At 70.8% G+C, this 25,275-nt stretch carries 29 protein-coding genes, 1 tRNA gene and 1 riboswitch; of the genes, 23 read left to right on the forward strand and 7 right to left on the reverse strand.

The window, feature by feature from the left end; all coding sequences use genetic code 11:
* Positions 1–29: 29 nt before the first annotated feature.
* The 7 genes from clpS (at position 30) to AB0E19_RS11270 (ending at position 4,753) form a co-directional block, all read left to right on the forward strand.
* Positions 30–335 carry an ATP-dependent Clp protease adapter ClpS gene (clpS, locus tag AB0E19_RS11240; RefSeq protein WP_360603479.1) on the forward strand — a complete coding sequence of 102 codons (306 nt, stop codon included), beginning with the start codon at positions 30–32 and terminating at the stop codon, positions 333–335.
* Complete coding sequence (locus AB0E19_RS11245) at positions 335–916, forward strand: DUF2017 domain-containing protein (protein WP_362176811.1); 582 nt, start codon at positions 335–337, stop codon at positions 914–916. The genes clpS and AB0E19_RS11245 overlap by 1 nt, the downstream gene beginning before the upstream one ends.
* A gap of 312 nt (positions 917–1,228) precedes the next feature.
* The gene (locus AB0E19_RS11250) at positions 1,229–2,665 is read left to right on the forward strand and encodes an amino acid permease (RefSeq protein ID WP_362176814.1); all 1,437 of its coding nucleotides are present in this window, start codon (positions 1,229–1,231) and stop codon (positions 2,663–2,665) included.
* A 76-nt stretch (positions 2,666–2,741) separates the two neighbouring features.
* Positions 2,742–3,167, forward strand: a complete 426-nt coding sequence (locus tag AB0E19_RS11255; RefSeq protein ID WP_169084374.1) for a M67 family metallopeptidase — start codon at positions 2,742–2,744, stop codon at positions 3,165–3,167.
* A 130-nt stretch (positions 3,168–3,297) separates the two neighbouring features.
* Positions 3,298–3,414, forward strand: coding sequence for a putative leader peptide (locus AB0E19_RS11260; RefSeq protein WP_360603473.1), 117 nt, complete (start codon positions 3,298–3,300; stop codon positions 3,412–3,414).
* Positions 3,415–3,519: 105 nt separating this feature from the next.
* Complete coding sequence (locus AB0E19_RS11265) at positions 3,520–3,798, forward strand: MoaD/ThiS family protein (RefSeq protein WP_362176819.1); 279 nt, start codon at positions 3,520–3,522, stop codon at positions 3,796–3,798.
* A 4-nt stretch (positions 3,799–3,802) separates the two neighbouring features.
* Positions 3,803–4,753 (forward strand): cysteine synthase, encoded by a 951-nt coding sequence (locus AB0E19_RS11270; RefSeq protein ID WP_362176822.1) that lies wholly within the window; start codon positions 3,803–3,805, stop codon positions 4,751–4,753.
* 79 nt (positions 4,754–4,832) lie between these two features.
* On the opposite strand, the gene AB0E19_RS11275 is transcribed toward AB0E19_RS11270, so the two are convergent.
* A complete protein-coding gene (locus AB0E19_RS11275) occupies positions 4,833–5,297 on the reverse strand; it encodes a type II toxin-antitoxin system PemK/MazF family toxin (protein WP_362176825.1) in 465 nt (154 codons plus the stop codon).
* Positions 5,298–5,505: 208 nt separating this feature from the next.
* On the opposite strand from AB0E19_RS11275, the gene AB0E19_RS11280 reads away from it, so the two are divergent.
* A complete protein-coding gene (locus AB0E19_RS11280) occupies positions 5,506–6,258 on the forward strand; it encodes an MBL fold metallo-hydrolase (RefSeq protein WP_362176828.1) in 753 nt (250 codons plus the stop codon).
* Positions 6,259–6,321: 63 nt separating this feature from the next.
* On the opposite strand, the gene AB0E19_RS11285 is transcribed toward AB0E19_RS11280, so the two are convergent.
* The gene (locus AB0E19_RS11285; protein WP_362176831.1) at positions 6,322–7,587 is read right to left on the reverse strand and encodes a PTS transporter subunit EIIC; all 1,266 of its coding nucleotides are present in this window, start codon (positions 7,585–7,587) and stop codon (positions 6,322–6,324) included.
* A gap of 276 nt (positions 7,588–7,863) precedes the next feature.
* Positions 7,864–9,162, reverse strand: a complete 1,299-nt coding sequence (locus AB0E19_RS11290; protein WP_362176834.1) for a PTS transporter subunit EIIC — start codon at positions 9,160–9,162, stop codon at positions 7,864–7,866.
* 187 nt (positions 9,163–9,349) lie between these two features.
* On the opposite strand from AB0E19_RS11290, the gene AB0E19_RS11295 reads away from it, so the two are divergent.
* From AB0E19_RS11295 to rdgB, 4 genes are all read left to right on the forward strand, one after another.
* Positions 9,350–9,634, forward strand: coding sequence for a PTS glucose/sucrose transporter subunit IIB (locus tag AB0E19_RS11295; protein ID WP_362176837.1), 285 nt, complete (start codon positions 9,350–9,352; stop codon positions 9,632–9,634).
* A gap of 105 nt (positions 9,635–9,739) precedes the next feature.
* Positions 9,740–10,471, forward strand: coding sequence for a ribonuclease PH (rph, locus tag AB0E19_RS11300; protein WP_360603453.1), 732 nt, complete (start codon positions 9,740–9,742; stop codon positions 10,469–10,471).
* A 159-nt stretch (positions 10,472–10,630) separates the two neighbouring features.
* The gene (locus AB0E19_RS11305) at positions 10,631–10,954 is read left to right on the forward strand and encodes a hypothetical protein (RefSeq protein ID WP_362177288.1); all 324 of its coding nucleotides are present in this window, start codon (positions 10,631–10,633) and stop codon (positions 10,952–10,954) included.
* Between the two features lie 11 nt (positions 10,955–10,965).
* Positions 10,966–11,574: an RdgB/HAM1 family non-canonical purine NTP pyrophosphatase gene (gene rdgB / locus AB0E19_RS11310; protein ID WP_362176842.1), complete on the forward strand. Its 609-nt coding sequence runs from the start codon at positions 10,966–10,968 to the stop codon at positions 11,572–11,574.
* A gap of 52 nt (positions 11,575–11,626) precedes the next feature.
* Here the strand turns inward: rdgB and AB0E19_RS11315 are convergent.
* Positions 11,627–11,710, reverse strand: a tRNA-Leu gene (locus AB0E19_RS11315).
* 121 nt (positions 11,711–11,831) lie between these two features.
* Positions 11,832–12,299 carry a thioredoxin-dependent thiol peroxidase gene (bcp, locus tag AB0E19_RS11320; RefSeq protein WP_362176845.1) on the reverse strand — a complete coding sequence of 156 codons (468 nt, stop codon included), beginning with the start codon at positions 12,297–12,299 and terminating at the stop codon, positions 11,832–11,834.
* 125 nt (positions 12,300–12,424) lie between these two features.
* Here bcp and AB0E19_RS11325 point away from each other — a divergent pair, with 125 nt between their 5' ends.
* The 3 genes from AB0E19_RS11325 to AB0E19_RS11335 all read left to right on the forward strand — a co-directional run bounded on the left by AB0E19_RS11325 (position 12,425) and on the right by AB0E19_RS11335 (position 13,588).
* Positions 12,425–12,745 carry a DUF3618 domain-containing protein gene (locus AB0E19_RS11325; protein ID WP_169084396.1) on the forward strand — a complete coding sequence of 107 codons (321 nt, stop codon included), beginning with the start codon at positions 12,425–12,427 and terminating at the stop codon, positions 12,743–12,745.
* 23 nt (positions 12,746–12,768) lie between these two features.
* Positions 12,769–13,104: a co-chaperone GroES gene (locus AB0E19_RS11330; RefSeq protein WP_362176849.1), complete on the forward strand. Its 336-nt coding sequence runs from the start codon at positions 12,769–12,771 to the stop codon at positions 13,102–13,104.
* 68 nt (positions 13,105–13,172) lie between these two features.
* Positions 13,173–13,235, forward strand: a riboswitch (guanidine-III (ykkC-III) riboswitch).
* 32 nt (positions 13,236–13,267) lie between these two features.
* On the forward strand, positions 13,268–13,588 hold the full coding sequence (locus tag AB0E19_RS11335) for a multidrug efflux SMR transporter (protein WP_362176852.1): 321 nt from the start codon (positions 13,268–13,270) through the stop codon (positions 13,586–13,588).
* On the opposite strand, the gene AB0E19_RS11340 is transcribed toward AB0E19_RS11335, so the two are convergent.
* Positions 13,585–15,759: a transglycosylase domain-containing protein gene (locus AB0E19_RS11340; RefSeq protein ID WP_362176855.1), complete on the reverse strand. Its 2,175-nt coding sequence runs from the start codon at positions 15,757–15,759 to the stop codon at positions 13,585–13,587. The two genes, AB0E19_RS11335 and AB0E19_RS11340, sit on opposite strands and share 4 nt — an antisense overlap.
* Positions 15,760–16,129: 370 nt before the next feature.
* Here AB0E19_RS11340 and AB0E19_RS11345 point away from each other — a divergent pair, with 370 nt between their 5' ends.
* From AB0E19_RS11345 to AB0E19_RS11360, 4 genes are all read left to right on the forward strand, one after another.
* Positions 16,130–16,933, forward strand: a complete 804-nt coding sequence (locus AB0E19_RS11345; protein WP_362177291.1) for an ABC-2 family transporter protein — start codon at positions 16,130–16,132, stop codon at positions 16,931–16,933.
* 73 nt (positions 16,934–17,006) lie between these two features.
* A complete protein-coding gene (locus AB0E19_RS11350) occupies positions 17,007–17,777 on the forward strand; it encodes an ABC transporter permease (RefSeq protein ID WP_362177294.1) in 771 nt (256 codons plus the stop codon).
* Between the two features lie 6 nt (positions 17,778–17,783).
* Positions 17,784–18,821, forward strand: coding sequence for an ATP-binding cassette domain-containing protein (locus tag AB0E19_RS11355; RefSeq protein WP_362176858.1), 1,038 nt, complete (start codon positions 17,784–17,786; stop codon positions 18,819–18,821).
* A gap of 26 nt (positions 18,822–18,847) precedes the next feature.
* Positions 18,848–20,116 carry a DUF445 domain-containing protein gene (locus AB0E19_RS11360; RefSeq protein WP_362176861.1) on the forward strand — a complete coding sequence of 423 codons (1,269 nt, stop codon included), beginning with the start codon at positions 18,848–18,850 and terminating at the stop codon, positions 20,114–20,116.
* A 120-nt stretch (positions 20,117–20,236) separates the two neighbouring features.
* On the opposite strand, the gene AB0E19_RS11365 is transcribed toward AB0E19_RS11360, so the two are convergent.
* The gene (locus AB0E19_RS11365; RefSeq protein ID WP_362176864.1) at positions 20,237–20,539 is read right to left on the reverse strand and encodes a hypothetical protein; all 303 of its coding nucleotides are present in this window, start codon (positions 20,537–20,539) and stop codon (positions 20,237–20,239) included.
* A gap of 105 nt (positions 20,540–20,644) precedes the next feature.
* Here AB0E19_RS11365 and AB0E19_RS11370 point away from each other — a divergent pair, with 105 nt between their 5' ends.
* From AB0E19_RS11370 to AB0E19_RS11385, 4 genes are all read left to right on the forward strand, one after another.
* Complete coding sequence (locus AB0E19_RS11370) at positions 20,645–21,088, forward strand: very short patch repair endonuclease (protein WP_362176867.1); 444 nt, start codon at positions 20,645–20,647, stop codon at positions 21,086–21,088.
* Positions 21,089–21,222: 134 nt separating this feature from the next.
* Complete coding sequence (locus AB0E19_RS11375; RefSeq protein ID WP_362176870.1) at positions 21,223–23,328, forward strand: helix-turn-helix transcriptional regulator; 2,106 nt, start codon at positions 21,223–21,225, stop codon at positions 23,326–23,328.
* Positions 23,325–24,308 carry a hypothetical protein gene (locus tag AB0E19_RS11380; protein WP_362176873.1) on the forward strand — a complete coding sequence of 328 codons (984 nt, stop codon included), beginning with the start codon at positions 23,325–23,327 and terminating at the stop codon, positions 24,306–24,308. Before AB0E19_RS11375 ends, AB0E19_RS11380 begins: the two co-directional genes overlap by 4 nt.
* Positions 24,305–25,273, forward strand: a complete 969-nt coding sequence (locus AB0E19_RS11385) for a DUF6339 family protein (protein WP_362176876.1) — start codon at positions 24,305–24,307, stop codon at positions 25,271–25,273. The genes AB0E19_RS11380 and AB0E19_RS11385 overlap by 4 nt, the downstream gene beginning before the upstream one ends.
* Positions 25,274–25,275 lie beyond the last annotated feature (2 nt).

Here is a 25,275-nt window from a genome sequence, read left to right on the forward strand (position 1 = left end):
AGGGGGTCCCGGGTGGCAGCATGGGGTAAGTGAGCATCGCGCCTATCGAGATCGAACGGACCGAGTCGGCCGAGGAGGTCTCCGCGGTCGTCGAGCCCGACGTCCCCTGGGTCACCCTCGTGCACAACGACCCGGTGAACCTGATGAGCTATGTCAGTTACGTCTTCCAGGCGTACTTCGGCTACTCCAAGGACAAGGCGCACAAACTGATGCTCGACGTGCACAACAAGGGCCGCGCGGTGGTCTCCAGCGGCACCCGCGAGGAGATGGAACGGGACGTGCAGGCGATGCACGGCTACGGACTGTGGGCCACGCTCTCCCAGGACCGCGGCTGATGGCCGGCCACTTCGAGGCCGTGCCCGGCGGCGGAGCGGCCGTCGCGCTCGACGAGGTCGAGGTCTCCATCCTGCGCTCCCTCACCGTCCAGCTCCTGGAGCTGATCGGCCCGGGCGACGAGCCCGGCGCGGACGCCGACCCGTTGGCCGCCCTCTTCGCCGAGGGCCCCACCGAGCCGCCCTCCGACCCCGCCCTGCGCCGGCTCTTCCCCGACGCGTACGGGGACGACACCGAGGAGCTGCGGGCGGCCGCGGCCGACTTCCGCCGCTACACCGAGAACGACCTGCGGGCCCGCAAGCGCGAGGACGCCCTCGCCGTGGTGCGCGCCCTGGACGGGATGGCGAGCGAGGGCCAGGAGGAGTCGGCGGTCCTGAAGCTGACCCCGGACGAGTCCCGCGCCTGGCTCGGCACCCTCAACGACCTGCGGCTCACCATCGCCACCCGCCTCGACATCACCGAGGACGAGGAGAGCGAGCGGCTCTACCGGCTGCCGGACAGCGATCCGCGCAAGCCGATGGTGATGGCGTACCTCTGGCTGGGAGCCCTTCAGGAGTCATTGGTCGAGACGCTGATGTCCTGACGGGCGGGCGTCACGAGGTGTTCGCTCAGCGGACGCTCAAATCCGGATAACGAACTCGTTATCTGGGCGGACATCTCGTCCTCTTGAATTCCTTTTGTCCGTATTTTTTAGTGGCGTGCGCCACATCTATCTCCGTCGATCACCCCCCACCCCGTGATAAATCTTCACGACCGCTCGGGGACGCCACCCCTGTTCCCGAGGGCGCTTCGGCCGGCTGACCGCCGGTGGCACTCCATCCACATCCGGGGGGATCAGGACCTGATCCGCAGCAGACTCAGTCGCGCGGATCAGCATGGAGAAAGGCGCACCACCATGACCTCAGTGCGGGTCGACAAGCAGCACGACGGCAGTGAGGCCGCGGACTCCGCCTCCGGCGAGGGTTACCACCGGGCACTCGGCGCCCGCCAGATCCAGATGATCGCGATCGGCGGCGCCATCGGCACCGGCCTCTTCCTCGGAGCGGGCAAGGGCATCTCCAAGGCGGGACCCAGCCTGATCCTCGCGTACGCCCTCGCGGGCCTCGTCATCTTCTTCATCATGCGGGCGCTCGGCGAGCTCCTCATGTACCGCCCCGTCTCCGGTTCCTTCTCGGAGTACGCGCGCGAGTTCATCGGCCCCTTCGCGGGCTTCGTGACCGGCTGGACGTACTGGCTCTTCTGGGTCGTCACCGGCATCACCGAAGTCACCGCGGCGGCCACCTACATGACCTATTGGTGGGACATCCCGCAGTGGCTGTCCGCCCTGGTCTTCACGATCATCCTGTACGGCGCCAACCTGATCTCCGTGAAGCTCTTCGGCGAGCTGGAGTTCTGGTTCTCCATGGTCAAGGTCACCGCCATCGTCGGCATGATCCTGATCTGCGCCGGCATCCTCACCCTCGGCTTCTCCGACGCCGGTGACACCGCCTCGATCACCCACCTGTGGGACCTCGGCGGCTTCTTCGCCGGGGAGAACGGCATCGGCTCCACCCTCATGACCCTCCAGATGGTCATGTTCGCCTTCCTCGCGGTCGAGCTGGTCGGCGTCACCGCCGGCGAGTCGAAGGACCCGAAGACCGTCCTGCCCAAGGCCATCAACACCGTGCCGTGGCGCATCGCCGTCTTCTACGTCGGCGCGCTGATCATGATCCTGTCGGTCGTGCCGTGGACCGAGTTCCAGCCGGGCGTCTCGCCGTTCGTCGCCGCCTTCGAGAAGATGGGCCTCGGCGTCGGCGCCGCGATCGTCAACTTCGTCGTCCTGACCGCGGCCCTGTCCTCCTGCAACTCGGGCATGTACTCCACCGGCCGCATGCTGCGCGACCTCGCGCTCAACGGCCAGGGCCCGAAGGTCTTCACCCGGCTCACCGAGAGCGGCACCCCGCTCGTCGGCACCACCTTCTCCGCCGCGCTGATGATGGTCGGCGTCTGGATCAACTACCAGTGGCCCGGCGAGGCGTTCAACTACGTCGTCTCCTTCGCCACCATCTCCGGCATGTGGGCCTGGATCATGATCCTGGTCTGCCAGATCCGCTACCGCCTCAAGGCCGACCGCGGCGAACTGCCCCAGTCCTCCTTCAAGGCCCCCGGCGGCATCTGGGCCAGCGTCTTCGCCCTCGCCTTCATCGGCCTGGTCGTCGTCACCATGGGCATGGACGCCGGCAACCGCGTCGCCCTCTACGGCGCCCCCGTCTGGGGCCTGCTGCTCGCCGTGTCCTACCTGGTGCTCAAGGCCCGCAACCCCGAGGGCGCCGCCTTCGCCAAGCGTTCCTGACCAGCGCCGTCCCGGCATCCGGGCCGCTCCGTACCACTCCTCGGTACGGGGCGGCCCGTCTGCTTATCCTGTCGGCATGCTGACCCTCACCCGAGACCTGTACGACCGGATTGTGGAACACGCCCGGGCGGACCACCCCGACGAGGCCTGCGGCGTGGTCGCGGGCCCGGTCGGCTCCGGCCGCCCCGAGCGGTTCATCCCGATGCTCAACGCGGCCCGCTCGCCCACCTTCTACGAGTTCGACTCCGCCGACCTCCTCAAGCTCTACCGCGAGATGGACGACCGGGACGAGGAGCCCGTGATCATCTACCACTCGCACACCGCGACCGAGGCGTACCCGTCCCGCACCGACATCACCTACGCCAACGAGCCCGGCGCCCACTACGTCCTGGTCTCCACGGCCGACACCGACGCCGCCGGCCCCTTCCAGTTCCGCTCGTACACGATCGTCGACGGCGTCGTGACGGAGGAGGAGGTCAAGGTCGTGGAGGCGTACGAGTAGGCCCGACGCGGGGCCTCCACGCGGCTCCCGCGCCGCTCCTGCGCCGGTTCAGTCCGACAGGCGGTCGGAAATCATCCACCATCTGAGATCACATTCCGGAACCCGGACCGGGAATCGATACGATGAACCCATGGTTTCCCACGACGTGAGCGAAGAGACTCCGGGCACCCCGCTGCTCGTGGCGCGCCTGCACGTCGACCTGTGCCGTGTCGCCGGCGCGATCTGTACGTCCCGCGCCGCGCTCTGACCGACCGGCCGAGCGCACCTCACCGTACGACCCCCCTCCGCGCGGGGGCCCCAGCAGCGCGCCCACCACGTCACGTACGAGTCCTTCCGACAGGAGCCCACGCCCATGGCCATCGAGGTCCGCATCCCGACCATCCTCCGCACCTACACCGACGGCGAGAAGGCCGTCGAGGGCAGCGGGGCGACCCTCGCCGAGCTCTTCGCCGACCTGGAGACCCGCCACACCGGCATCGAGGCCCGCATCGTGGACGCCGGCAAGCTCCGCCGCTTCGTCAACGTCTACCTGAACGACGAGGACGTCCGCTTCCTGGACGGCATCGAGACCAAGCTGACCGACGGCGACAGCGTCACGATCCTGCCGGCGGTCGCCGGCGGCATGGTCTGATCCGATGCGCTACGACTCCCCGCTGGCGGCGGTCGGCAACACGCCGCTCGTCCGCCTCCCCCGGCTCTCGCCCTCGGACTCCGTCCGCATCTGGGCGAAGCTGGAGGACCGCAACCCGACCGGCTCGGTCAAGGACCGCCCCGCGCTCCACATGATCGAGCAGGCGGAGAAGGACGGCCGGCTCACCCCCGGCTGCACCATCCTGGAGCCGACCAGCGGCAACACCGGCATCTCGCTGGCCATGGCCGCCCGGCTCAAGGGCTACCGCATCGTCTGCGTCATGCCCGAGAACACCAGCGAGGAGCGTCGGCAGCTGCTCGCCATGTGGGGCGCGGAGATCGTCTCGTCCCCCGCGGCGGGCGGCTCCAACACTGCGGTGCGCGTCGCCAAGGAGCTCGCCGCGGAGAACCCGACCTGGGTGATGCTCTACCAGTACGGCAACCCGCACAACGCGGGCGCCCACTACGCCACCACGGGCCCGGAGATCCTCGCGGACCTCCCGTCCATCACCCACTTCGTGGCGGGCCTGGGCACGACCGGCACCCTCATGGGCGTCGGCCGCTACCTGCGCGAGCACAAGCCCGACGTCAAGATCGTCGCCGCGGAGCCCCGCTACGACGACCTCGTCTACGGCCTCCGCAACCTCGACGAGGGCTTCGTCCCCGAGCTGTACGACGCCTCCGTCCTCACCACCCGCTTCTCCGTCGGCTCCGCCGACGCCGTCACCCGCACCCGCGAACTCCTCCAGCAGGAGGGCATCTTCGCGGGCGTCTCCACCGGCGCGGCCCTCCACGCCGCGATCGGCGTGGGCAACAAGGCCGTCAAGGCCGGCGAGAGCGCCGACATCGCGTTCGTCGTCGCCGACGGCGGCTGGAAGTACCTCTCGACGGGCCTCTACACGGCGAAGACCACCGAGGAAGCCATCGCCACGGTCCAGGGCCAGCTCTGGGCGTAGCCCCGTCGCGGGCACACCGGACGGCGCGCCGGGCCGCGCCCGGGCGCAGGCCGCCCGCGCCCGAAGGCCCCGCGCACCGCTAACGCGCGAGGTGGCGGACCTGGTCCCACACGACCGGGTCCGCCTCGCCCACCCGCCGCCGGAACTCCCCGAGCGGTACGTCCCGCAGCTCGTCCGTCTCCAGGAAACTGGCCCGCCCCCGCGCGTCCCCGACCGCCCCCGGCGGCAGGGCGATGACCCCGGGCCGCTCGTCGTGGTACTTGCTGGTGATCTTCGCGACGAGCGCACGGTCCCCGCGTACGGACAGCACGAGACACGGCCGGTCCTTCGACCCCGGCCCGTCCTCGAAGGGCACCTCGGCCCACCAGATCTCCCGCGCCCGCGGCTCCCGCACGCCGGGCCCCCGCGCGGGCGGCCGGGTCCTCCCCGAAGGGCGCCCCGGCGGCCGGGTCCGCACGGAGTTCCGCGTCCTGCCACCCGCGACCGCCACCACCAGCGCGATCACCACGACCGCGACCAGCGCGGGCCACCACGACGTGTCCATACCCCATGACGTTACCGGCGCCGACCGGGCCGCGCCGCCGCGCCCCGCCGTCCATCCGAACCGGTGACAGAGCCCGTGAGTTGCCCCACAACGGGACGCCACGAAGGAGCGACGGGCCCCCGTGCGCCTTACGCTCGTCTGACCGCACGGCCTCCCCTCCCCTCTTCTGCGTGCCTGACCGCACCCGTCCACGGAGGTTCACGCCCCTATGAAGCTCACCGTCGTCGGCTGCTCCGGGTCGTTCCCGTCCGCGGAATCGGCCTGTTCGAGCTACCTCGTCGAGGCCGACGGCTTCCGGCTGCTCCTCGACATGGGCAACGGCGCCCTCGGCGAGCTGCAGCGCCACATCGGCCTGTACGACCTGGACGCGATCTTCCTCAGCCATCTCCACGCGGACCACTGCATCGACATGTGCGGCTACTTCGTCGCCCGCTACTACCGCCACGAGGGCGGCCGCTGCGACGCCCTCCCGGTGTACGCCCCCGAGGGCGCCGAACAGCGCCTGACCACGGCGTACGCCGACACCCCCTCGCCGACGGCGATGAGCGAGGTCTTCGACTTCCGCACCCTGAGCACCGGCAGCTTCGAGCTGGGCCCCTTCACGATCCGCACCGCGAAGGTGTGCCACCCGGTGGAGGCGTACGGCATCCGCGTCGAGCACGGCGGCCGCGCCCTCGCGTACTCCGGCGACACCGGCGTCTGCGACGCCCTGCACGCGCTCGCCGACGGCGTGGACCTCTTCCTCTGCGAGGCCTCCTTCACCCACGGCAAGGAGGACATCCCGGAGCTCCACCTCAACGGCCGCGAGGCCGGCGCCCAGGCGGAACGGGCCCGGGTCGGCCGCCTCGTCCTCACCCACATCCCGCCGTGGACGGACGGCGAGCGCAACCTCGCCGACGCCCGCGAGGTGTACGGGGGCCCGGCGGAGCTGGCGAAGGCGGGCGCGGTCTACGAGGTCTGAACGCACGGGAAGGGCCCCGGAACCAACCGGTTCCGGGGCCCTTCCGTCGTACGGGGGAGGGGCTCACGCCTTGGTGAGGTCCTCGAGCTCCTCCTCGGGCTCGCGGCCCGGGGTGGGGAGGTTGAACTTGGTGATGGCGAAGCGGAAGAGCACGTAGTAGATCGCCGCGAAGACGAGGCCGATCGGGATGATCATCCACGGCTTGGTCGCGAGGTTCCAGTTCAGCAGGTAGTCGATGCCGCCCGCGGAGAACGTGAAGCCGGCGTGGACGCCGAACGCCCAGGTGACGGCCATCGAGATCGCGGTGAGGACCGCGTGGATCGCGTACAGGACCGGCGCGATGAACATGAAGGTGAACTCGATCGGCTCGGTGATACCGGTGACGAAGGAGGTCAGCGCGAGCGAGAGCATCATGCCCATGACGGCCTTGCGGCGCTCCGGGCGGGCGGCGTGCGCGATGGCGATCGCGGCGGCCGGGAGGCCGAACATCATGATCGGGAAGAAGCCCGACATGAAGATTCCGGCGCTCGGGTCACCGGCGAAGAAGCGGTTGAGGTCACCGTGGACGATCTCGCCGGCGGCGTTGGTGAAGTCACCGATCTGGAACCAGGAGACGGTGTTCACGAACTGGTGCATGCCGACCGGGATCAGCGCGCGGTTGATGAGGCCGAAGAGGCCGGCGCCACCGGCGCCCAGGCCGGTCATCCACTCGCCGAAGTTGGAGATGCCGTTGCCGATCGGCTCCCAGACCAGGCCGAAGACGACGCCGACGGCGGTGCCGACGAAGGCCATGATGATCGGGACGAGACGGCGGCCGTTGAAGAAGCCGAGCCAGTCGACCAGCTTCGTGCGGTGGAACTTCTGCCACAGGACCGCGGAGAGCAGACCCATGAGGATGCCGCCGAGGACGCCGGGGTTGTTGTAGGTCGCGGCGACGTCGACACCCTTGTTGGCGGTGGTGTTGACCACGGCCTCGGTGACGGGGAAGGCCTTCAGCACGTTGCTGTAGACCAGGAAGCCGACCAGGGCGGCGAGGGCGGTGGAGCCGTCCGCCTTCTTGGCGAAGCCGATGGCGACGCCGATGCAGAAGAGCAGGGGCAGGTTGTCGAAGACCGCTCCGCCGGCGGTGGCGAAGACGGACGCGACCTTGTCCCAGCCGAGGCCGTCCTTGCCGAAGACGTCGGGCTGGCCGAGACGGAGCAGAATACCCGCGGCCGGCAGCACGGCGATCGGCAGCTGCAGGCTGCGACCGACCTTCTGCAGGCCCTGGAACAGGCCGGATCCGCGCTTCTTCGCGGGAGCGGCGGCCTGGGCGGTGGCCGTACTCATCAACTTCCTCCAGTAGGCAAGGCGCCGCCAGAGGACAGTGATACGGGGGGACGGCGGCGTCTCGTGGAACGCGGTGGTCTGGACCGCGTGGTCTACACCAATGAGTGGTGTAGACCAGTTTTAGCACGTGAGACTTAGATAAGGAACCTGCGAATTTTCGGTGCGGGGCCATAGTGATGAAGGCGTGACAAAAGGCCCCCGGACCAGGAGGTCCAGGGGCCCTGCCGGCCGTCCGCGAAGGCCCCGAAGGGCCCGGAACGGACGGGTCCGATCGGTCTACTTCACGTTGTCCCGCTCCAGCTCCTCCTGGAGCTCCTCGGGCTCGCGGCCCGGGGTGGGGAGGTTGAACTTGGTGATCGCGAACCGGAAGATCGCGTAGTACACCACCGCGAAGCCCAGGCCGATCGGGATGATCAGCCACGGCTTCGTCGCCAGGTTCCAGTTGATGACGTAGTCGATGAGACCCGCCGAGAAGCTGAAGCCGTCCTTCACGCCCAGCGCCCACGTCACGCCCATCGACACGCCCGTCAGCACCGCGTGGATGCCGTACAGCACCGGCGCGATGAAGAGGAACGAGTACTCCAGCGGCTCCGTGATGCCCGTGACGAACGAGGTCAGCGCCACCGACAGCATCAGACCGCCCACCTCCTTGCGGCGGTTCGGGCGCGCGCAGTGGGTGATCGCCAGGGCCGCCGCGGGCAGCGCGAACATCATGATCGGGAAGAAGCCCGTCAGGAACTGGCCCGCCTCCGGGTCGCCCGCCAGGAACATGCTGATGTCACCGTGGACCACCGTGCCGTCCGGCTTCGTGTACGAGCCGAACTGGAACCAGATGGGCACGTTCAGGAACTGGTGCAGGCCGATCACCAGCAGCGCGCGGTTCGCCACGCCGAAGATGCCCGAACCCCAGGAACCGAGCCCGACCAGCCAGTCGCTGAAGCTCTCCAGCGCGTCGCCGATCGGCGGCCAGATCCACAGGCAGAGCGCGGCGAAGAGGATGCCGACGAAGGACATGATGATCGGGACGAGCCGGCGGCCGTTGAAGAAGCCCAGCCAGTCGACCAGCTTGGTGCGGTGGTACCGCTGCCACAGATAGGCGGTCAGCAGGCCCATGATGATGCCGCCGAAGACACCCGGGTTCTGGTACGTGTACCCCGCGAAGGAGTCGTCCGCGCCGAGGCAGCCGCCGCCGATGTCCGTCGTCCCCGTCGGGCAGTCCTTCGGGAACTGGCGCAGCACCGTGTAGTAGACGAGGAAGCCGACCACCGCGGCGAGGGCGGTCGAACCGTCCGACTTCTTCGCCATGCCGATCGCGACACCGATGCAGAACAGCAGCGGCAGGCCGAGACTGCCGTCGAGCAGCGCGCCGCCCGCGCCGGCCATCACCTTGGCGACGTTGTCCCAGCCGAGGCCGTCCGCGCCGAAGACGTCCGGCTGGCCCAGCCGGTTGATGATGCCCGCGGCGGGGAGCACGGCGATGGGCAGCTGCAGGCTGCGGCCCATCTTCTGCAGCCCCTGGAAGAAGCCTCCCCACGAGACCTTCCTGGAGCCGGCTGCTGCGCTGTCGGTACTCATCGGCGACCTCCCTGTCCCGGAACAACCCGGGGCCGCGTCTCGTTGCACACTGGTGTAGACCACTTGCGATAGGCTCCGGGAGCCCGCTGAGGACAGGCCGCCGGTGATCGTCATCATTCGGCAGAACGGCGGCACTCGCTCGCGAAGTTGGGCCAACCGTGGGTTACCGTGACAAAGCGGACCGTCGGTGCGCCGAGATTCGCGTGTCCCGCGAACAGAGACGGACAGGGAGAAACACATGGCCAGCAAGGCTGAGAAGATCGTCGCCGGGCTCGGCGGCATCGACAACATCGAAGAGGTCGAGGGCTGCATCACCCGCCTGCGCACCGAGGTCGCCGACGCCAGCCTCGTCGACGACGCCGCCCTCAAGGCCGCCGGCGCCCACGGCGTCGTGAAGATGGGCACCGCCATCCAGGTCGTCATCGGCACCGACGCGGACCCGATCGCCGCCGAGATCGAAGACATGATGTGAGCAGCTGACACCAGCTGACGAGGGCCCGTTCCGGCAGGGGAACGGGCCCTCGTGCGTACCCCGGGACCGGTCGGCCCCTCCCCTCCAGGGGGCTAGGCTCGTCCCATGTCTCGCATCGACGGCCGTACCCCCGAACAGCTCCGCCCCGTCACCATCGAACGCGGCTGGAGCAAGCACGCCGAGGGCTCCGTCCTCATCTCCTTCGGCGACACCAAGGTCTTCTGCACCGCCTCCGTCACCGAGGGCGTCCCCCGCTGGCGCAAGGGCAGCGGCGAGGGCTGGGTCACCGGCGAGTACTCCATGCTCCCGCGCTCCACCAACACCCGCGGCGACCGCGAGTCCGTCCGCGGCAAGATCGGCGGCCGCACCCACGAGATCTCCCGCCTCATCGGCCGCTCGCTGCGCGCCGTCATCGACTACAAGGCGCTCGGCGAGAACACCATCGTCCTCGACTGCGACGTCCTCCAGGCCGACGGCGGCACCCGCACCGCCGCCATCACCGGCGCGTACGTCGCCCTCGCCGACGCCGTCGCCTGGGCGCAGAACAAGAAGCTCGTCAAGCCCGGCCGCAAGCCCCTCACCGGCACGGTCTCCGCGGTCTCCGTCGGCATCGTCGGCGGCGTCCCGCTCCTCGACCTCTGCTACGAGGAGGACGTCCGCGCCGACACCGACATGAACGTCGTCTGCACCGGCGACGGCCGCTTCGTCGAGGTCCAGGGCACCGCCGAGGCCGAGCCCTTCGACCGCGCCGAACTCAACGCCCTCCTCGACCTGGCCGCCGGAGGCTGCGCCGACCTGGCCGACCTCCAGCGCAAGGCGCTCGACGCCACCCTCTGAGGAACTCCCCGCCCCCGAGCTGCGTCCTTTACTCCAAGGGGCGCTCGGCCGTACCGTGCGCCCCGTCGATATGTACGCAGCCCGGGGAGGACCCGAACAGTGAAGCGCCGCCGCACCCTAGCCCTCGCCGTCGCCACGGCGGCAGCAGTCGCCACCGTCCTGACGGGCTGCGGAGCCCTCGACAAGGCGATGGACTGCGTGAAGACCGCCGACGCGATAGCCACCTCGGTCGGCAACCTCCAGCAGGCCGTCTCCAACGCCTCCGGCGACGTCACGCAGATCGAGGAGTCCCTGAACTCCATCTCCACGGAGCTCGGCAACCTCAAGAACACCACGGACAACGCCGACCTCTCCAAGGCGGTCGACGACCTGACCAAGGGCGTCGAGTCGGTCCGCACGGCGGTCAAGGAGGGCGACACGACCCCCGACATCACCCCGATCACCGACGCGGCCTCCGAGATCGGCAAGGTCTGCACCCCGTAGATACTGGGGGCATGACCGGACAGCGCCTGATCCTCGCCACCCGCAACGCGGGAAAGATCACCGAACTCCACGCGATCCTCGCCGACGCGGGCCTCGACCTCGAACTCGTCGGCGCGGACGCGTACCCCGAGATCCCCGACGTGAAGGAGACGGGCGTCACCTTCGCGGAGAACGCCCTCCTCAAGGCCCACGCCCTGGCCCAGGCGACGGGCCTCCCGGCGGTCGCCGACGACTCCGGCCTCTGCGTGGACGTCCTGAACGGCGCCCCCGGCATCTTCTCCGCCCGCTGGTCCGGCACCCACGGCGACGACAAGGCCAACCTGGACCTGCTCCTGGCCCAGCTCTCCGACATCGCCGGGGAGCACCGAGGAGCCCACTTCGCCTGCGCCGCCGCCCTGGCCCTCCCCGACGGCACGGAACGCGTCGTCGAAGGCCGCCTGGAAGGCACCCTCCGCCACGCCCCCGTGGGCACCAACGGCTTCGGCTACGACCCCATCCTCCAGCCGGCCGGCCACGCCGTGACCTGCGCGGAGCTGACCCCGGCGGAGAAGAACGCCATCAGCCACCGGGGCCAGGCGTTCCGCGCCCTGGCGCCGGTGGTGCGGGAGCTGCTGGGCTGAGGCCCGCTGCCGGAACGAAGGGCCGCCCGATGCGGACGACCCTTCGTGCACGTGCGGCCGGTGGGATTCGAACCCACACGGGTGTTACCCCACTGGGACCTAAACCCAGCTCGGCTGCCAGTTACGACACGGCCGCCAGTACGGCCATCGTAGCGGTCACACGCTCTCCGCCTGCAGGGTGCGCCGATGTCACGGAACGGGGACGGGCCCGCACCCCTGTCGTGAGGGGATGCGGGCCCGTCGGGGCGGCCTCGGGGTCAGATGCCCAGGTCGCGGATGATCTTGGCTACGTGGCCCGTGGCCTTGACGTTGTAGAAGGCGTGCTCGACCTTGCCTTCCTCGTCGACGACGACCGTGGAGCGGATGACGCCCGTGACGACCTTGCCGTAGAGCTTCTTCTCGCCGAAGGCGCCGTAGGACTCCAGGACCTCCTTGGACGGGTCGCCCACCAGGGTGACCTTGAGGTTCTCCTTCTCGCGGAACTTCGCGAGCTTCTCCGGCTTGTCGGGGGAGACGCCGATGACGTCGTAGCCGGCGGCGGCCAGGACGTCGAGGTTGTCGGTGAAGTCGCAGGCCTGCTTGGTGCAGCCGGGGGTGAGCGCGGCCGGGTAGAAGTAGACGATGACCTTGCGGCCCTTGTGGTCCGCGAGGGAGACCTCGTTGCCGTCCGCGTCCGGCAGGGTGAAGGCGGGGGCGGTGTCGCCGGGCTGCAGTCGCTCGCTCATGGCTCGCTCTCCTCGGGGGGTGTGCGCGTACGCGATGAGCCTAATGGGGGTCGGGGACAGCCTCCCGGCGGCGGAACTGACAGACTGTCCACCAACGACCGGAATACGACTACGGAGGCAGCGCGGTGTCGGACGCCAGGACCCCTGCGCAGATCGAGGCGGACATCGTCCGCCGGCGCGAGCAGCTCGCCGTCACGCTCGACGAGATCGGCATTCGGATGCACCCGAAGACGATCATCGGGGACGCCAAGGCCAGGGTCGCCTCGACCGTGGACGAGACGGCCGGACGGGCGTTCGTCGCCGTGAACCGTGTCGTCTCCGACGTGAAGGCACGTTTCACCGACGAGGAGGGCGCGCCCCGCCTGGAGCGGGTCGTCCCGGCCGCCCTCGTGGCCGTCGCCGTGGTCGGGCTGCTGCTGAGCTCGTCCCGGAAGCACAAGGGCTGAGCCGGGCCGGTAGGTTCGTTCCCGTGAGCGAGAACACCCACGACAAGCTGCCCATCCGGATGCTCCACGACCGGGTCCTGGTCCGCACCGACTCCCCGGAGGGGGAGCGGCGCTCCGGCGGCGGGATCCTGATCCCGGCGACCGCCGCGGTCGGCCGCCGCCTGGCCTGGGCCGAGGTGGTCGCGGTCGGGCAGAACGTCCGGACCGTCGAGATCGGCGACCGGGTGCTGTACGACCCCGAGGACCGGGCCGAGGTGGAGGTGCGGGGCATCGCCTACGTGCTGATGCGGGAGCGGGACCTGCACGCGGTGGCGGCGGACCGGTTCCAGAGCTCGGACTCGACCGGGCTGTACCTGTAGGACGCTTGCGGCAAAGGCCCTGGTGAGACCGGTGGTGACCGGTCTCACCAGGGCCTTTGCCCGTTTTTTGCTAGGCTGGAGCCACCCCGACGAGACGCGCCGTACCGGGTCATCGGAAAAGACGACGCACCTTTCCTGTTCCGTCTCGCGGAGGTGTCTCGTCATGGCCTGGGTTCTTCTCGTCGTCGCCGGTCTGCTCGAAGTCGGCTGGTCGATCGGGATGAAGTACACCGAGGGCTTCACCCGTCTCTGGCCCAGCGTCTTCACCGCGGCCGGGATCGTCGCCTCGATGGTGCTGCTGTCGCAGGCCGCGAAGTCCCTCCCCATCGGTACCGCCTACGGCGTCTGGGTCGGCATCGGCGCGGCCGGTGCGGCGGTGCTCGGCATGGTGGTGCTCGGCGAGCCGGCGACCGCCGCCCGGATCTTCTTCGTCGTCCTGCTGCTCGTCGCGGTGGTCGGACTGAAGGCGACCTCGGGGCACTAACGGTCCTGCCCGCGGGGCTTCGCGGGCCGCGCGGGCCGTTCGGGCTTCGCCGGTCCCGGGCCCGCCTCGCCCGTCTCGTACCAGTCCTCCTCCTCCGTGTCGTCCCCGGGGCCGTCCGGTGTCGGCGGTACCTCGGGGAGTTCGGCGCCCGGCATCAGCCGCAGGTCGAAGTCGCGTACGGGGGTGTCCGCGAGGGCCTCGCGGGTGAAGCGGGCCCAGATCTCGGCCGGCGGGCCGCCGCCGTTGCCCCGCGGCAGGCCGAGCGCGCCGTACAGCGGCTCCTGGCGGCCCGACTCGGGGTCCTGGCCCATCAGCGCGACGACGGTGGCGAGTTCGGGGGTGTAGCCGGCGAACCACGCCGCCTTGTCGTCCTCCGCCGTGCCCGTCTTGCCGGCCGCCGGGCGTCCGGCGGCCTGCGCGGCCGTGCCCGTACCGGACTCGACGACGCCCCGCAGCACGGCGGTCGTCGTGTCGGCGGCCTCGCGGCCCACGGCCTGCCGGGGTTCGGTGGCGGGCAGCGGCAGCTGCTCCCCGTCCCGGGAGACCGCCGCGACCAGGGTGTGGTCGCCGCGCCGGCCGTGCGCGGCGAGCGTCGCGTACGCCCGGGCCATGTCGAGGACGCTGGCGGTGGCCGGGCCGAGCGCGATCGAGGGGGAGGCGGTGAGGTCGGGGGTGGTGGCCGGCAGGCCGAGGGCGACGGCGGTGCGGCGCACGTGCGCGGGGCCGACGTCGACGGCCATCTGGGCGTAGACGGCGTTCACGGAGAGGTCGGTGGCGGCGGTCACGGGGATCTCGCCGTAGCTCTCGCCGTCCTCGTTGGCGGGGTCGTACGGCGCCCCGGGCCACCCCTCGACGGGCCGCCGGTCGGTGCCGTCGTAGACGGTGTACGGGGTGATCGGCTCGCCGTACTGCGTCTGCGCGCCGCTCTGGACGGCGGCGGTGAAGACGAACGGCTTGAACGTGGAGCCGACCTGGTAGTCGCGCCGGGTGGCGTTGTTGACGTACTGCCGGGTGTAGTCGACGCCGCCGTAGAGGGCGACGACGCGGCCGGTGGCCGGTTCGACGGCGGCGGCCCCGGCCCGTACGTACCGGTCGGCGGGGTTGGCGGCCGGGTCGAGGCGGTGGGTGACCCGGTCCTCGACGGCGCGGACGAGCGCGGCCTGCCGGTCGGGGTCGAGGGTGGTGACGATCCGGAAGCCGCCGCCGGCGAGGGTCTTCTCGTCGACGATCCCGCGGCCGGTGAGGTACTCCTCGACGGCCTGCACGAGGTAGCCGCGCTGGCCGGAGAGGCCGGTGGCGGGGCGGGCGGTCTGCGGGTCGGGGAAGCGGAGGGCGGCGCGCTCGGCGGCGGTGAGCCAGCCTTCCTTGACCATGCCGTCGAGGACGTATCCCCAGCGGGCGAGGACGGCGGGGCGGTTCTCGGGGTGGGTGGTGACGTCGTAGGCGCTGGGGGCCTTGAGGAGGGCGGCGAGGTAGGCGCCCTCGGCGGTGCCGAGGCGGGCGGCGTCCTTGCCGTAGTAGGCGTGCGCGGCGGCCTGGATCCCGTAGGCGTTGCGGCCGAAGTAGCTGGTGTTGAGGTAGCCCTGGAGGATCTCGTCCTTGGTCTTCTCGCGCTCCAGCTTGATCGCGATGAAGAACTCCTTGGCCTTGCGGGTGAGGGTCTGCTCCTGGCCCAGGTAGTAGTTCTTCACGTACTGCTGGGTGATGGTGGAGCCGGACTGGCGGCCCTTGCCGGTGACGGTGTTCCAGGCGGCGCGGAGCATCGCCTTGGGGTCGACCGCGCGCGAGGTGTGGAAGTCGCGGTCCTCGGCGGCGAGGACGGCCTGCCGGACGGTCGGCGGGATCCGGTCGAGGCGCACGTTCTCCCGGTTCACCTCGCCGTCGCGGGCGAGGACGGTGCCGTCGCGGTACAGGTACAGGTTGGACTGGGCGACGGCGGCGGCGTTGGCAGCCGGGATGGACACCAGCAGGTACCCGGCGGTGAAGGCTCCGGCGAGGAGCAGTCCGCCGAGCAGGAGCAGCCAGGCGGTGGCGCGCAGGAGACGGCGGGGGAGCGGGGCGCGGGGGCGCGCGCCGGCGCGCGGGGCGGGGAGGGTGGGGTCCCTCGGTGCCCAGCCCGGATCGTCCGGTGGCGGCGCGGCGGGCGAGGCGGAACGTACAGAAGGGGACATGGCATCACATAGTGCACATAAAGCGGGCGAAACTCCCGAAGGTGAGGGGTGGGGGAGCGGAAATCGCCCGGGAGATCGTCGGTGGACCGGTGGGGAGCCGTCCGGGGACCGCCCGGGGACCGCCCGGGAAAACCGCTCGCGGCGGGGTGCGGGGGGCCACTAGGGTCGTGCGCTTCGCCCGTTTCCGCATGTCCTGCCTCCGCATGCGCCGCCTCCGCATGCCTCTGTCTCTGACGCCTTCTCACGCCTCCCGACGCCTCCTGCGCCTTCCCTGACGCCTCCTGACGTCTCCTTCCCTGACGCCTCCTTCCCTTACGTCTTCTCTCCGCACGTCTTCTCTCCGTACGCCCTCAGAAGGGACAGCTCCATGCTGCGGCTGTACGCGACCGTGGCCGCGGGTGGCTTCCGGCGGTACGCCACCTACCGGGTGGCCACGCTGGCAGGCCTCTTCACCAACACGGTCTTCGGATTCGTCTTCTCCTACACCTACATCGCCCTGTGGGCCGAACGGCCCTCACTCGGCGGCTACTCCATGGCCGACGCCCTCGCCTACGTCTGGATCGGCCAGGCCCTCATCACCGTCTGCGGCATGATGGGCGGCGGCTTCGAGGACGAGCTGATCGAACGGATCAGGACCGGCGACATCGCCGTCGACCTGTACCGCCCCGCCGACCTCCAGGGCTGGTGGTGCGCGGCCAACGCGGGCCGCGCCGCCTACCAGTTGCTCGGCCGCGGCGCCGTCCCGCTGCTCGTCGGCGCGCTCGCCTTCGGGTTCACCCTTCCGGCCGATCCGGCCGGCTGGGCCGCCTTCCTGCTCGCGGTGGCCCTCGGCTCGTTCGTGTCGTTCGCGCTCTGGTACCTCGTGGCGATGAGCGCGTTCTGGCTGCTCGACGGGCAGGGCGTGGTCCAGGTGGCCTGGCTGACCGGCCTCTTCTTCTCCGGGATGCTGCTCCCGCTGAACGTCTTCCCCGGCACGCTCGGCGAGGTGGCCCGCGCGCTGCCGTGGGCGGCCCTGCTCCAGGTCCCGGCGGACGTCTACCTCGGCCGCTACGGCGACGGCTGGGGCCTCGTCCGCGCGTACGGCTTCCAGCTCGGCTGGCTCGTGCTGCTCCTCGCGGCGGGGCGGGCGGCGCAGGCGGCGGCGACCCGGAAGGTGGTGGTCCAGGGTGGCTGAGCCGCTCCGTACGGACGACGTCCACGGCTCCGGCGCGGGGGAGGTCCTGCGTACGTACCGCCTGGTCGCCGCCATGTGGATCCGGTCGACGATGACGTACCGGACCTCCTTCGCCCTGACCCTCGTGACGTCCTTCTGCGTCACCTTCTTCGACTTCGTCGTGATCCTGCTGATGTTCGGTCAGGTCCGGGGCCTCGGCGGCTTCTCCTTCGCGGAGGTCGCCTTCCTGTACGGCACCACCGGCACCGCCTTCGGGCTCGCCGACCTGACGCTGGGCTCGCTCCAGCGGATGGGGCGCCGGATCAGGGACGGCTCGCTCGACGTGTTCCTGCTGCGGCCGGTGCCGCTGCTCGCGCAGGTCGCGGCGGACAAGTTCGCGCTGCGCCGGCTCGGGCGGGTGCTCCAGGGGCTGATGGTGCTGGTGTGGAGCCTGGTGCTGCTGCGCGACGAGGTGGCGTGGACCTGGGGGAAGGCCGCGACGGTGCCCGCGATGGTGGTCTGCGGGGCGGTGATCTTCATGGCGGTGATGGTGCTCGGCGCGGCCGCGCTGTTCTGGCTCCAGGACGCCGCCGAGGTCACCAACTCGTTCACGTACGGCGGGAACACGCTGCTCCAGTACCCGCCGACGGTCTTCGCGCAGGACCTCGTGAAGGGCGTGGTGTTCGTGGTCCCGCTGGCCTTCGTGAACTGGCTGCCCGCCCTGTACGTCCTCGGCCGCCCCGCCCCGGCGGGGGTGCCGTCCTGGGCGGCCTTCGCCTCCCCGCTCGTCGCCCTGGTCTGCTGCGCGGTCGCGGGCCTCGCGTGGCGGGCGGGCGTCCGCTCGTACCGATCGACAGGAAGCTGAGAGCAGATGTCCCTCACCGAATCCTTCATCGAACTGGACGGTCTGGAGAAGACCTTCACCGTCCGCCGCAGGACCGGCCTCCTCCGCCGCGAGAAGCGGGAGGTCCGGGCCGTCGACGGCATCTCCTTCACCGTGGACCGGGGCGAGATGGTCGGCTACATCGGCCCGAACGGCGCCGGGAAGTCCACGACCATCAAGATGCTCACCGGCATCCTCACCCCCAGCGGCGGCCGGCTCCGCGTCGCCGGCATCGACCCTTCCCCGAGTTCTCGGCTTCGCTCGAACAGGGGAGGCCCCTCTCGCGAGCGCATCCGCCTCGCCCGGCGGATCGGCGTCGTCTTCGGCCAGCGCACCACCCTCTGGTGGGACCTGCCGCTGCGGGACTCGTACCGCCTGGTGCACCGCATGTACCGGATCCCCGACGACCGCTACCGGGAGAACCTCGCCCGCTGCGTGGACCTCCTCGACCTCGGCGACCTCCTCGACGTCCCCGTACGCCAGCTCTCCCTCGGCCAGCGGATGCGCGGCGACATCGCCGCCGCGCTCCTCCACGACCCGGAGGTGCTGTACCTGGACGAGCCGACGATCGGCCTGGACGTCGTCTCGAAGTCCCGGGTGCGGGAGTTCCTCCGCGAACTGAACACGACGCGCGGCACCACGGTCCTCCTCACCACCCACGACCTCACCGACATCGAGCAGCTCTGCTCGCGGGTGATGGTCATCGACCACGGGCGGCTGATGTACGACGGCGATCTCCCCGGCCTGCACGAGGCCGGCGACGGCGAGCGGATGCTCGTGGTGGACCTGGCGCGGGAGCTCCCGCCGATCGAGGACGTCCCCGGCGCCCGCTTCGTCAGGGCCGACGGGCCGCGCCAGTACCTCGCCTTCCCGGCCTCCGCGTCGGCCGCGCCCCTGGTCGCGGCGGTGGCGGCGGCGTACCCGCTGGTGGACCTCTCGGTGCGGGAACCGGACATCGAGTCCGTGATCGCGAAGATGTACGGGGGAGCGTCCGGGGAACTCACGAGGAGCGCCGGGAGTCCCTGAGGTGAGGATGTGAGGAGGTCTGGCGGATGGTGAGCTTCACGTACACGGCGGCGGACGAGGAACGGAACCGCGGCGTCCGCCGCATGAAGGCCCTGGCGACGGCGCTGCTGGCCCTCGTCGCGGTGGTCTACGCCCTGGCGACCTGGGCGGAGAACGCCGGCGCGGGCGCCTGGGCGGGCTACGTCGCCGCGGCGGCCGAGGCGGGCATGGTCGGCGCGCTCGCGGACTGGTTCGCGGTCACGGCCCTCTTCCGCCACCCGCTGGGCCTGCCCATCCCGCACACGGCGATCATCCCGACCAAGAAGGACCAGCTGGGCGCCTCGCTGGGCTCCTTCGTCGGCGAGAACTTCCTCTCCGCGGACGTCGTACGGGGCCGCCTGCGCGCCCTGGGCGTGGCGCGCCGCCTGGGCACCTGGCTGTCGGACCCGGCGCACGCGGACCGGGTCACGGAGGAGGCGGCCACGGCCCTCCGAGGCGCGCTCACCGTCCTGCGCGACGCGGACGTCCAGGCGGTGGTCGGCGAGGCGATCACCCGGCGCGCGGAGGCGGCCGAGATCGCACCGGGCCTGGGCAAGACCCTGGAACGCATGGTGGCGGACGGCGCCCACAGCCGCGCCGTCGACCTGGTCTGCACCCGCGCCCACGACTGGCTCGTCACCCACGGCGACTCGGTCATGGACGCGGTCCAGGGCGGCGCCCCGGGCTGGACGCCCCGCTTCGTGGACCGCAAGGTCGGCGAACGGGTCTACAAGGAGCTGCTCCGCTTCGTCACCGAGATGCGCGACATGCCGACGCACCCCGCCCGGGGCGCCATCGACCGCTTCCTCACCGACTTCGCCGCCGACCTCCAGGCCGACACGGACACCCGCGCCCGCGTCGAACGCCTCAAGTCCGACCTGCTGGCCCGCCCCGAGGTCCAGGACGTCATCGCCTCCGCCTGGGCCTCGGTCCGTGCCCTGATCATCGCCGCGGCCGAGGACGACCAGAGCCAGCTCCGCCTCCGCGCCCGCGCCTCCCTGATCTCCCTGGGCAAGCGCCTCGCCTCGGACTCCCGCCTCCAGTCCAAGGTCGACGGCTGGCTGGAGACGGCGGTCATCCACCTGGTCACCACCTACCGCCCCGAGATCACCTCCCTGATCACGGAAACGGTCGCCGGCTGGGACGCCGACCAGACCTCCCGGAAGATCGAGGCCAACATCGGCCGCGACCTCCAGTTCATCCGCATCAACGGCACGGTGGTCGGCGCCCTGGCGGGCCTCCTGATCTACACGGTGAGCCACGCGGTGGGCGGGTGACGGAACGGGCCTCAGCCCCGCTCGCGGGTGACCCCCGGAGGGGGGGAAGCTCAGCCCCGCTCGCGGTGGCCCCGGAGGGGAAACTCAGCCCCGGTCGCGGTGGCCCCGGAACGGAAAAGCTCAGCCCCGCTCGCGCGTCACCGCCCAGGAAGCCACCCCCATGGCCCCCGCCACGGAGAACACCGCCGGCCAGGCCCCGATCTTCTTGGCGAGCGGATGCGACCCACCAAAGGCCGCCACGTAAGCGGCGGACAAGCCGACGGCCGCCTTGGCCCCACCCACCCGCTGCCACTCCCGCGCGGCCGCCCCACCGGCCACCGCCAGCACCACCCCACCCAGCGGCCGCTTCTTGGTCCACCGGGCGACGGCGTATCCGCCCACGAGCCCGGCGGCGGCGATGGCGGGGGAGGGGATGCGGGGCATGGCGGGGCCTACTTCCGGTCGGGGTCGTCTTCGTCGAGCCTAGGCCACGGCCTTCCTCCGGCCGAGGGGACTCCTCACCCTCGCCCACACGTCACAATGGCGGACATGAGGGTGCTCGACACGAACGAGTCCACGAGATCCCGGATGAGCCGGCAGCGCAGCCGGGACACCGGCGTGGAGATGGCACTTCGCCGAGCCCTGCACGCGTCCGGCCTCCGTTACCGGGTCCACCGCCGCCCGCTCAAGGGTGTGCGGCGGGAGGCGGACATCGTGTTCGGTCCTGCCAAGGTCGCGATCTTCGTCGACGGCTGCTTCTGGCACGGCTGCCCTGAGCACGCCACCTGGCCGAAGCGCAATTCGGCCTTCTGGCGGGAGAAGATCGAGAAGAATCGGGCTCGGGACCGGGATACCGATGTCCGTCTGAAGGAGGCGGGCTGGGCCTCCGTTCGGGTATGGGAGCACGAGAGCGCGATCGAGGCCGCCGTGCGGGTGGCGGCGATCGTCGAGGCGCGCCGCCCCGGGCGTCCCCGAGTGATCCGGAGTCTCTGAACTTCGGTTCGCCCAGCGAAATTTGACAGACCGTGCGCCGTCAAATCCTTGGTGGTAGCCTGTTCGCCGTGCGGCCGTGGACGCCTTTGCCCGGGTGCCGCACGGCCACCGAGTGAGTCCTTGGGGGGACGCGAGTGACGGACACGCAAGGCGAGGAGTTCGGTACCTGGCTGGAGCGTCAGCTCGCCAGGGCGGACATGCGGCAGGTCGACCTCGCGACACGACTGGGGCTCACGAGGGCCGCCGTGTCCGCGTGGATCACGGGACGGGCGGAGCCCCGCGAGGAGACCATGCACGCCATCGCCGCGGTCTTCGACATAGACGCCGCGTCGGTCCACAACCGCACGACGGACATCGCCTCCCCGCTGCCCCGCCGGTGGCACCACAGGCCGGCCCATGCGGACGGCGGGCGGGAGTACGGCAACGCCGCAGCCTTCGCCTTCGACGCCGACCTCTCCGTCCTCGCCCGCGAGGCCACCCAGAACTCGCTCGACGAGCGCCACGATCCCACGGCGCCGGTCCGCGTCCGCTACGTTCTGCACGAACTCACCGGGGAGCACCTCGACGCCTTCCTCGCGGCCATGCGGTGGGACGAACTGCGGCCCCACTACGAGGCGGCGGCGGTGGGCGGACAGAAGGTCTCCCGCAGCCTCAGGGCGGCCCTCGACGACCTCGACGAGCAGCGTTCGCTGCTGCTGCTCCGCGTCGAGGACTACAACGCGGCGGGCCTCACCGGTCCCGAGTACAGCGACGGGCGCTACGCCGCCGTCGTGCGCCGTCAGCTCGACAGCCACAAACAGGTGGGCGGACGGGCCGGCGGCTCGTACGGACTGGGCAAGGCCACCCTGTGGGCCACGAGTCGCCTGGGCCTCGTCCTCGTCAACTCCACCCTCTCGGAGCCGCACGAAGGGCGTGTCGAACGTCGGGTCGTGGGACGCCTCGACCTGCCGTGGCACGAACTGGACGGCGAGGCCTACGCAGGCCCCGCCTGGCTCGGAGAACCGGAGCCCGGAGCGCTTCACCGAGGCGTGTCCCGGTCCTGGTGGGCCGGCGACGAGGAGGTCCGCGCCCTCCACCTCGAGCGCTCGAAACCCGACCCCGGTACGTCCTTCCTCATCGTCGGGGCCCACGACGCCTCGGGCGACGCCGAGACCCTCCAGGAGATGCACGACAAGCTCGTCCGTGCACTCGCCGACGGCTTCTGGGCGACCATGATCGGCGGCAGAACGGCCGGAGCGCTCATGGAGGCGAGCGTCACGACCCTGCGGAACGGGCACGTGTTCATTCCGGAGGAGCGCGTCGATCCCCACGCCTTCCACCCCGCACTCGGTCGTGCCCTGCAGTCCTACCTCGACGGCGCGACGGTTACCGAGCTCACCTCCGGCGACCAGGTGGCGCTCGCGGAGGTCCCGCTCGTCGTCTCCCCGCTCAGGGGGCGCGGTCGAGCCCGGGACAAGGGGCGTGAGCACCGTGCCGTCCTCCTGCTGACCAGCGCGGCCGACCAGGACGAGCGGCACAACAGGGTCGTCTGCATGCGCGGCAACAGGATGACCATCACCGAGCAGCGACCGCGTGAGCTTCCCCTCGGCACGGCGCCCTTCCAGGCCGTCCTGCTCGCGGGCTTCGCGACCGGTCGCGAAGGAGAGGACGTCGAACTCGCCGAAGCCTTCCTGCGGGCCTCCGAGCCGCCCGAGCACGACCGATGGGACCGTACCGAGGAACTCACCTCCCTCTACGAGCGCGGTGCCCTCACCCGACTCAAGGAGTTCCGGGCCGAGATCGACAAAGCGGTCCGGAGCCTGGTCGGACGCCGTGAGAGCGTGCGCTCGGAAGGGCCCGCGGCCCTCCGCGAGCTGCTCAGGTTCGATGTCGGGACCACCGGCGCAGGGGGTGGTCGGCGGGCCCAGGGCTTCCCGGTCGTCCGCAGTGTGCAGGCGCGGGTCGAGGCCGACGGCGCCTGGAACGTCACCGTGGGCCTGAAGCTTCCCGACGCCGAGGACCCGTGGATCCTGGCGCCCGTCGCGAAGTTCGACGTACGGTCCGGCGGTCGCCCCGCAGTGGGCTGGTCGACGCTCGCCGCATCCGACAACTGTCGGGTGGAGAACGGCCTCCTCGTCGTCGCCCCCGGTGTGCGCAACGCCGTCTTCACCGGCGTCACCGACCCCGCCACCCACCCGGTCCAGAGCGCACTCGCCCGGCTCGTCGTCGACATCCAGAAGGCCCGCGGAGGAGCGGCATGAAGTCCGTCTACCCGTACCCGACCCTCTTCGGCGACATCGACCTCGACGTCCTGTCGATCACCGTCGACGGAACGTCTCCCCTCCCGTACTCGCACGTCTCCAAGCCCCAGAAGACGGTGGCACTCCACCGGGCCGGCCGGGAGAACTGGGAGTACTGCACGCTCCACCTGCGTGCCACCCTCCCCGAAGCGGAGCTCTCCGAGGGGTCCTGGACCGACGCCGTCTGCCTGGCCGCCCTGACCGAGAAGGCCACGAACACCCGCTCGACCACGCGTCTCGTGCGCGCGGCCGACGGCACGTGGAACGGCACCATCGATCTCCACAGGAGTCGCCATCTCGAGCGGGCGACGCTCGGCCTGACCGTCGTCGCCACCGTGGACGGGGTCCCGGGCCGGATGATCGGTACGACGGAGCAGGACTGGTACGTGGACCTCAAGGGGGCCACCCCCGTACGCCAGCGTGAGATCGAGATCGTGGAGGAGGACTTCGGCAACGGGCCACAGGATTGGCTCCGCCCGTACAAGGACGCCCCCTGGATCGTGGAGACGACGGGCGAGATCCCCACCGTCTACCTCAACACCGGGGCGGTCGACGGGTTCGTCGACCTGCTCGACGGCAGTGGGGGAGGTCCTGCCGAGCGGCTGCTGCGGGACGTCCTCGTCGGCCAGATCGCGCAGGACGCGTGGACCGCCATGTTCCACACGGCCGTCAGCGATCTCGACACGGACGAGGACGGCACCCCCGTCATGCCGACGGGCTGGCGCGAGTCCGTCCTCCGGGCCATGCTTCCCGACGTGTTGCCCGGGCGACAACTCACCGACGTGCTCTACGACATACAGGAACGGCGGACGAAGGGGTTCGGCTGGGCCGAGCTGCAGACGACCATCCAGTACGCGGCCGGCAAGCGCAGCCGGATCGCGAAGAAGCTGACCAACGCGGTACGCGCCGTCGACGCGGCGGACAGGAGCGGTACCCGATGAGCCCGGTCGCCCCCACGGACCTGCCTTCCGTGTTCGCCCTGCTGCCCGACGCGGCGGTCACCAAGTATCTCGGCCGCGGCATCCAGTCGGGCCTCGAGTCGCCACCACAGGTCGCCTTGGCCCGTGCCTGCGTCGACTTCGACGCCAGGACGGCCGAGCGCCGGCGCACCGCACCGGTCCGTGAACTCCTCGACGAGGCCATGAAGCGCTTCGCGGCCGACAGGTACGCGGCCGATGGCTGGTTGGCTCCCCGCCTGCACGCGACCCTGCGTCTGACGCGGGCGGAGGCAGCCGACAGGCGCCTCTGGAACCATCTGGCCATGATCGTCGCCCCCGACTACGTCGTCTGGCGTCACAAGGGCGCCGACACGGCTGACGGACGGGGCATCGCCCAGGCGGCCCGGTTCAGCGGTATCCACTACACGCAGGCCTTCTCCCGCCTCTGGTGGGCGGCCGAGCTCTTCCGTGACGGTCCCGACTACCGTCCCGTCGTCACGGCCTGCCGCGTCCAGGACGTTCTCAACACCACGATGCGCCTGGACGTCATCGACCACCGACCCACCGCACAAGCCGTGATCCGGATCGTCGAGGGCCTGCTCGATTCGGGCGTTCCCCGAGTCGGCGACCGGGTCAACTCCTTCTCCGCGGCCGTGAACGCGGCCGGAAGCACCTTGATGTATGACGTCCTGGCCGAGGAATCCGAACCCGACCTCGACGAACTGCACGACTGGATCGAGGCCGGCGTCCGCGAGGGTGTGTACTTCGATCGGCTTCCCGAGGGGCCTCACGACGGGCGCGTTCGAGTGAGTGCCGTCGACGCCCTGCTGCCCCTCTTCGAGAAGCTGCGGGCCGAGGCGCCCGTGCGCAAGCGGAAGCCGACCGAGGGAGACCACGAGGCCGACGCCACGGTTCCTTCGCCCAGAGTTCCGGGCGTCAGCCTCGCGAAGCCGTCGGACGCCGTCTGACC

This window comes from Streptomyces sp. NPDC047974 (genome assembly GCF_040653375.1).
Taxonomy (GTDB): domain Bacteria; phylum Actinomycetota; class Actinomycetes; order Streptomycetales; family Streptomycetaceae; genus Streptomyces.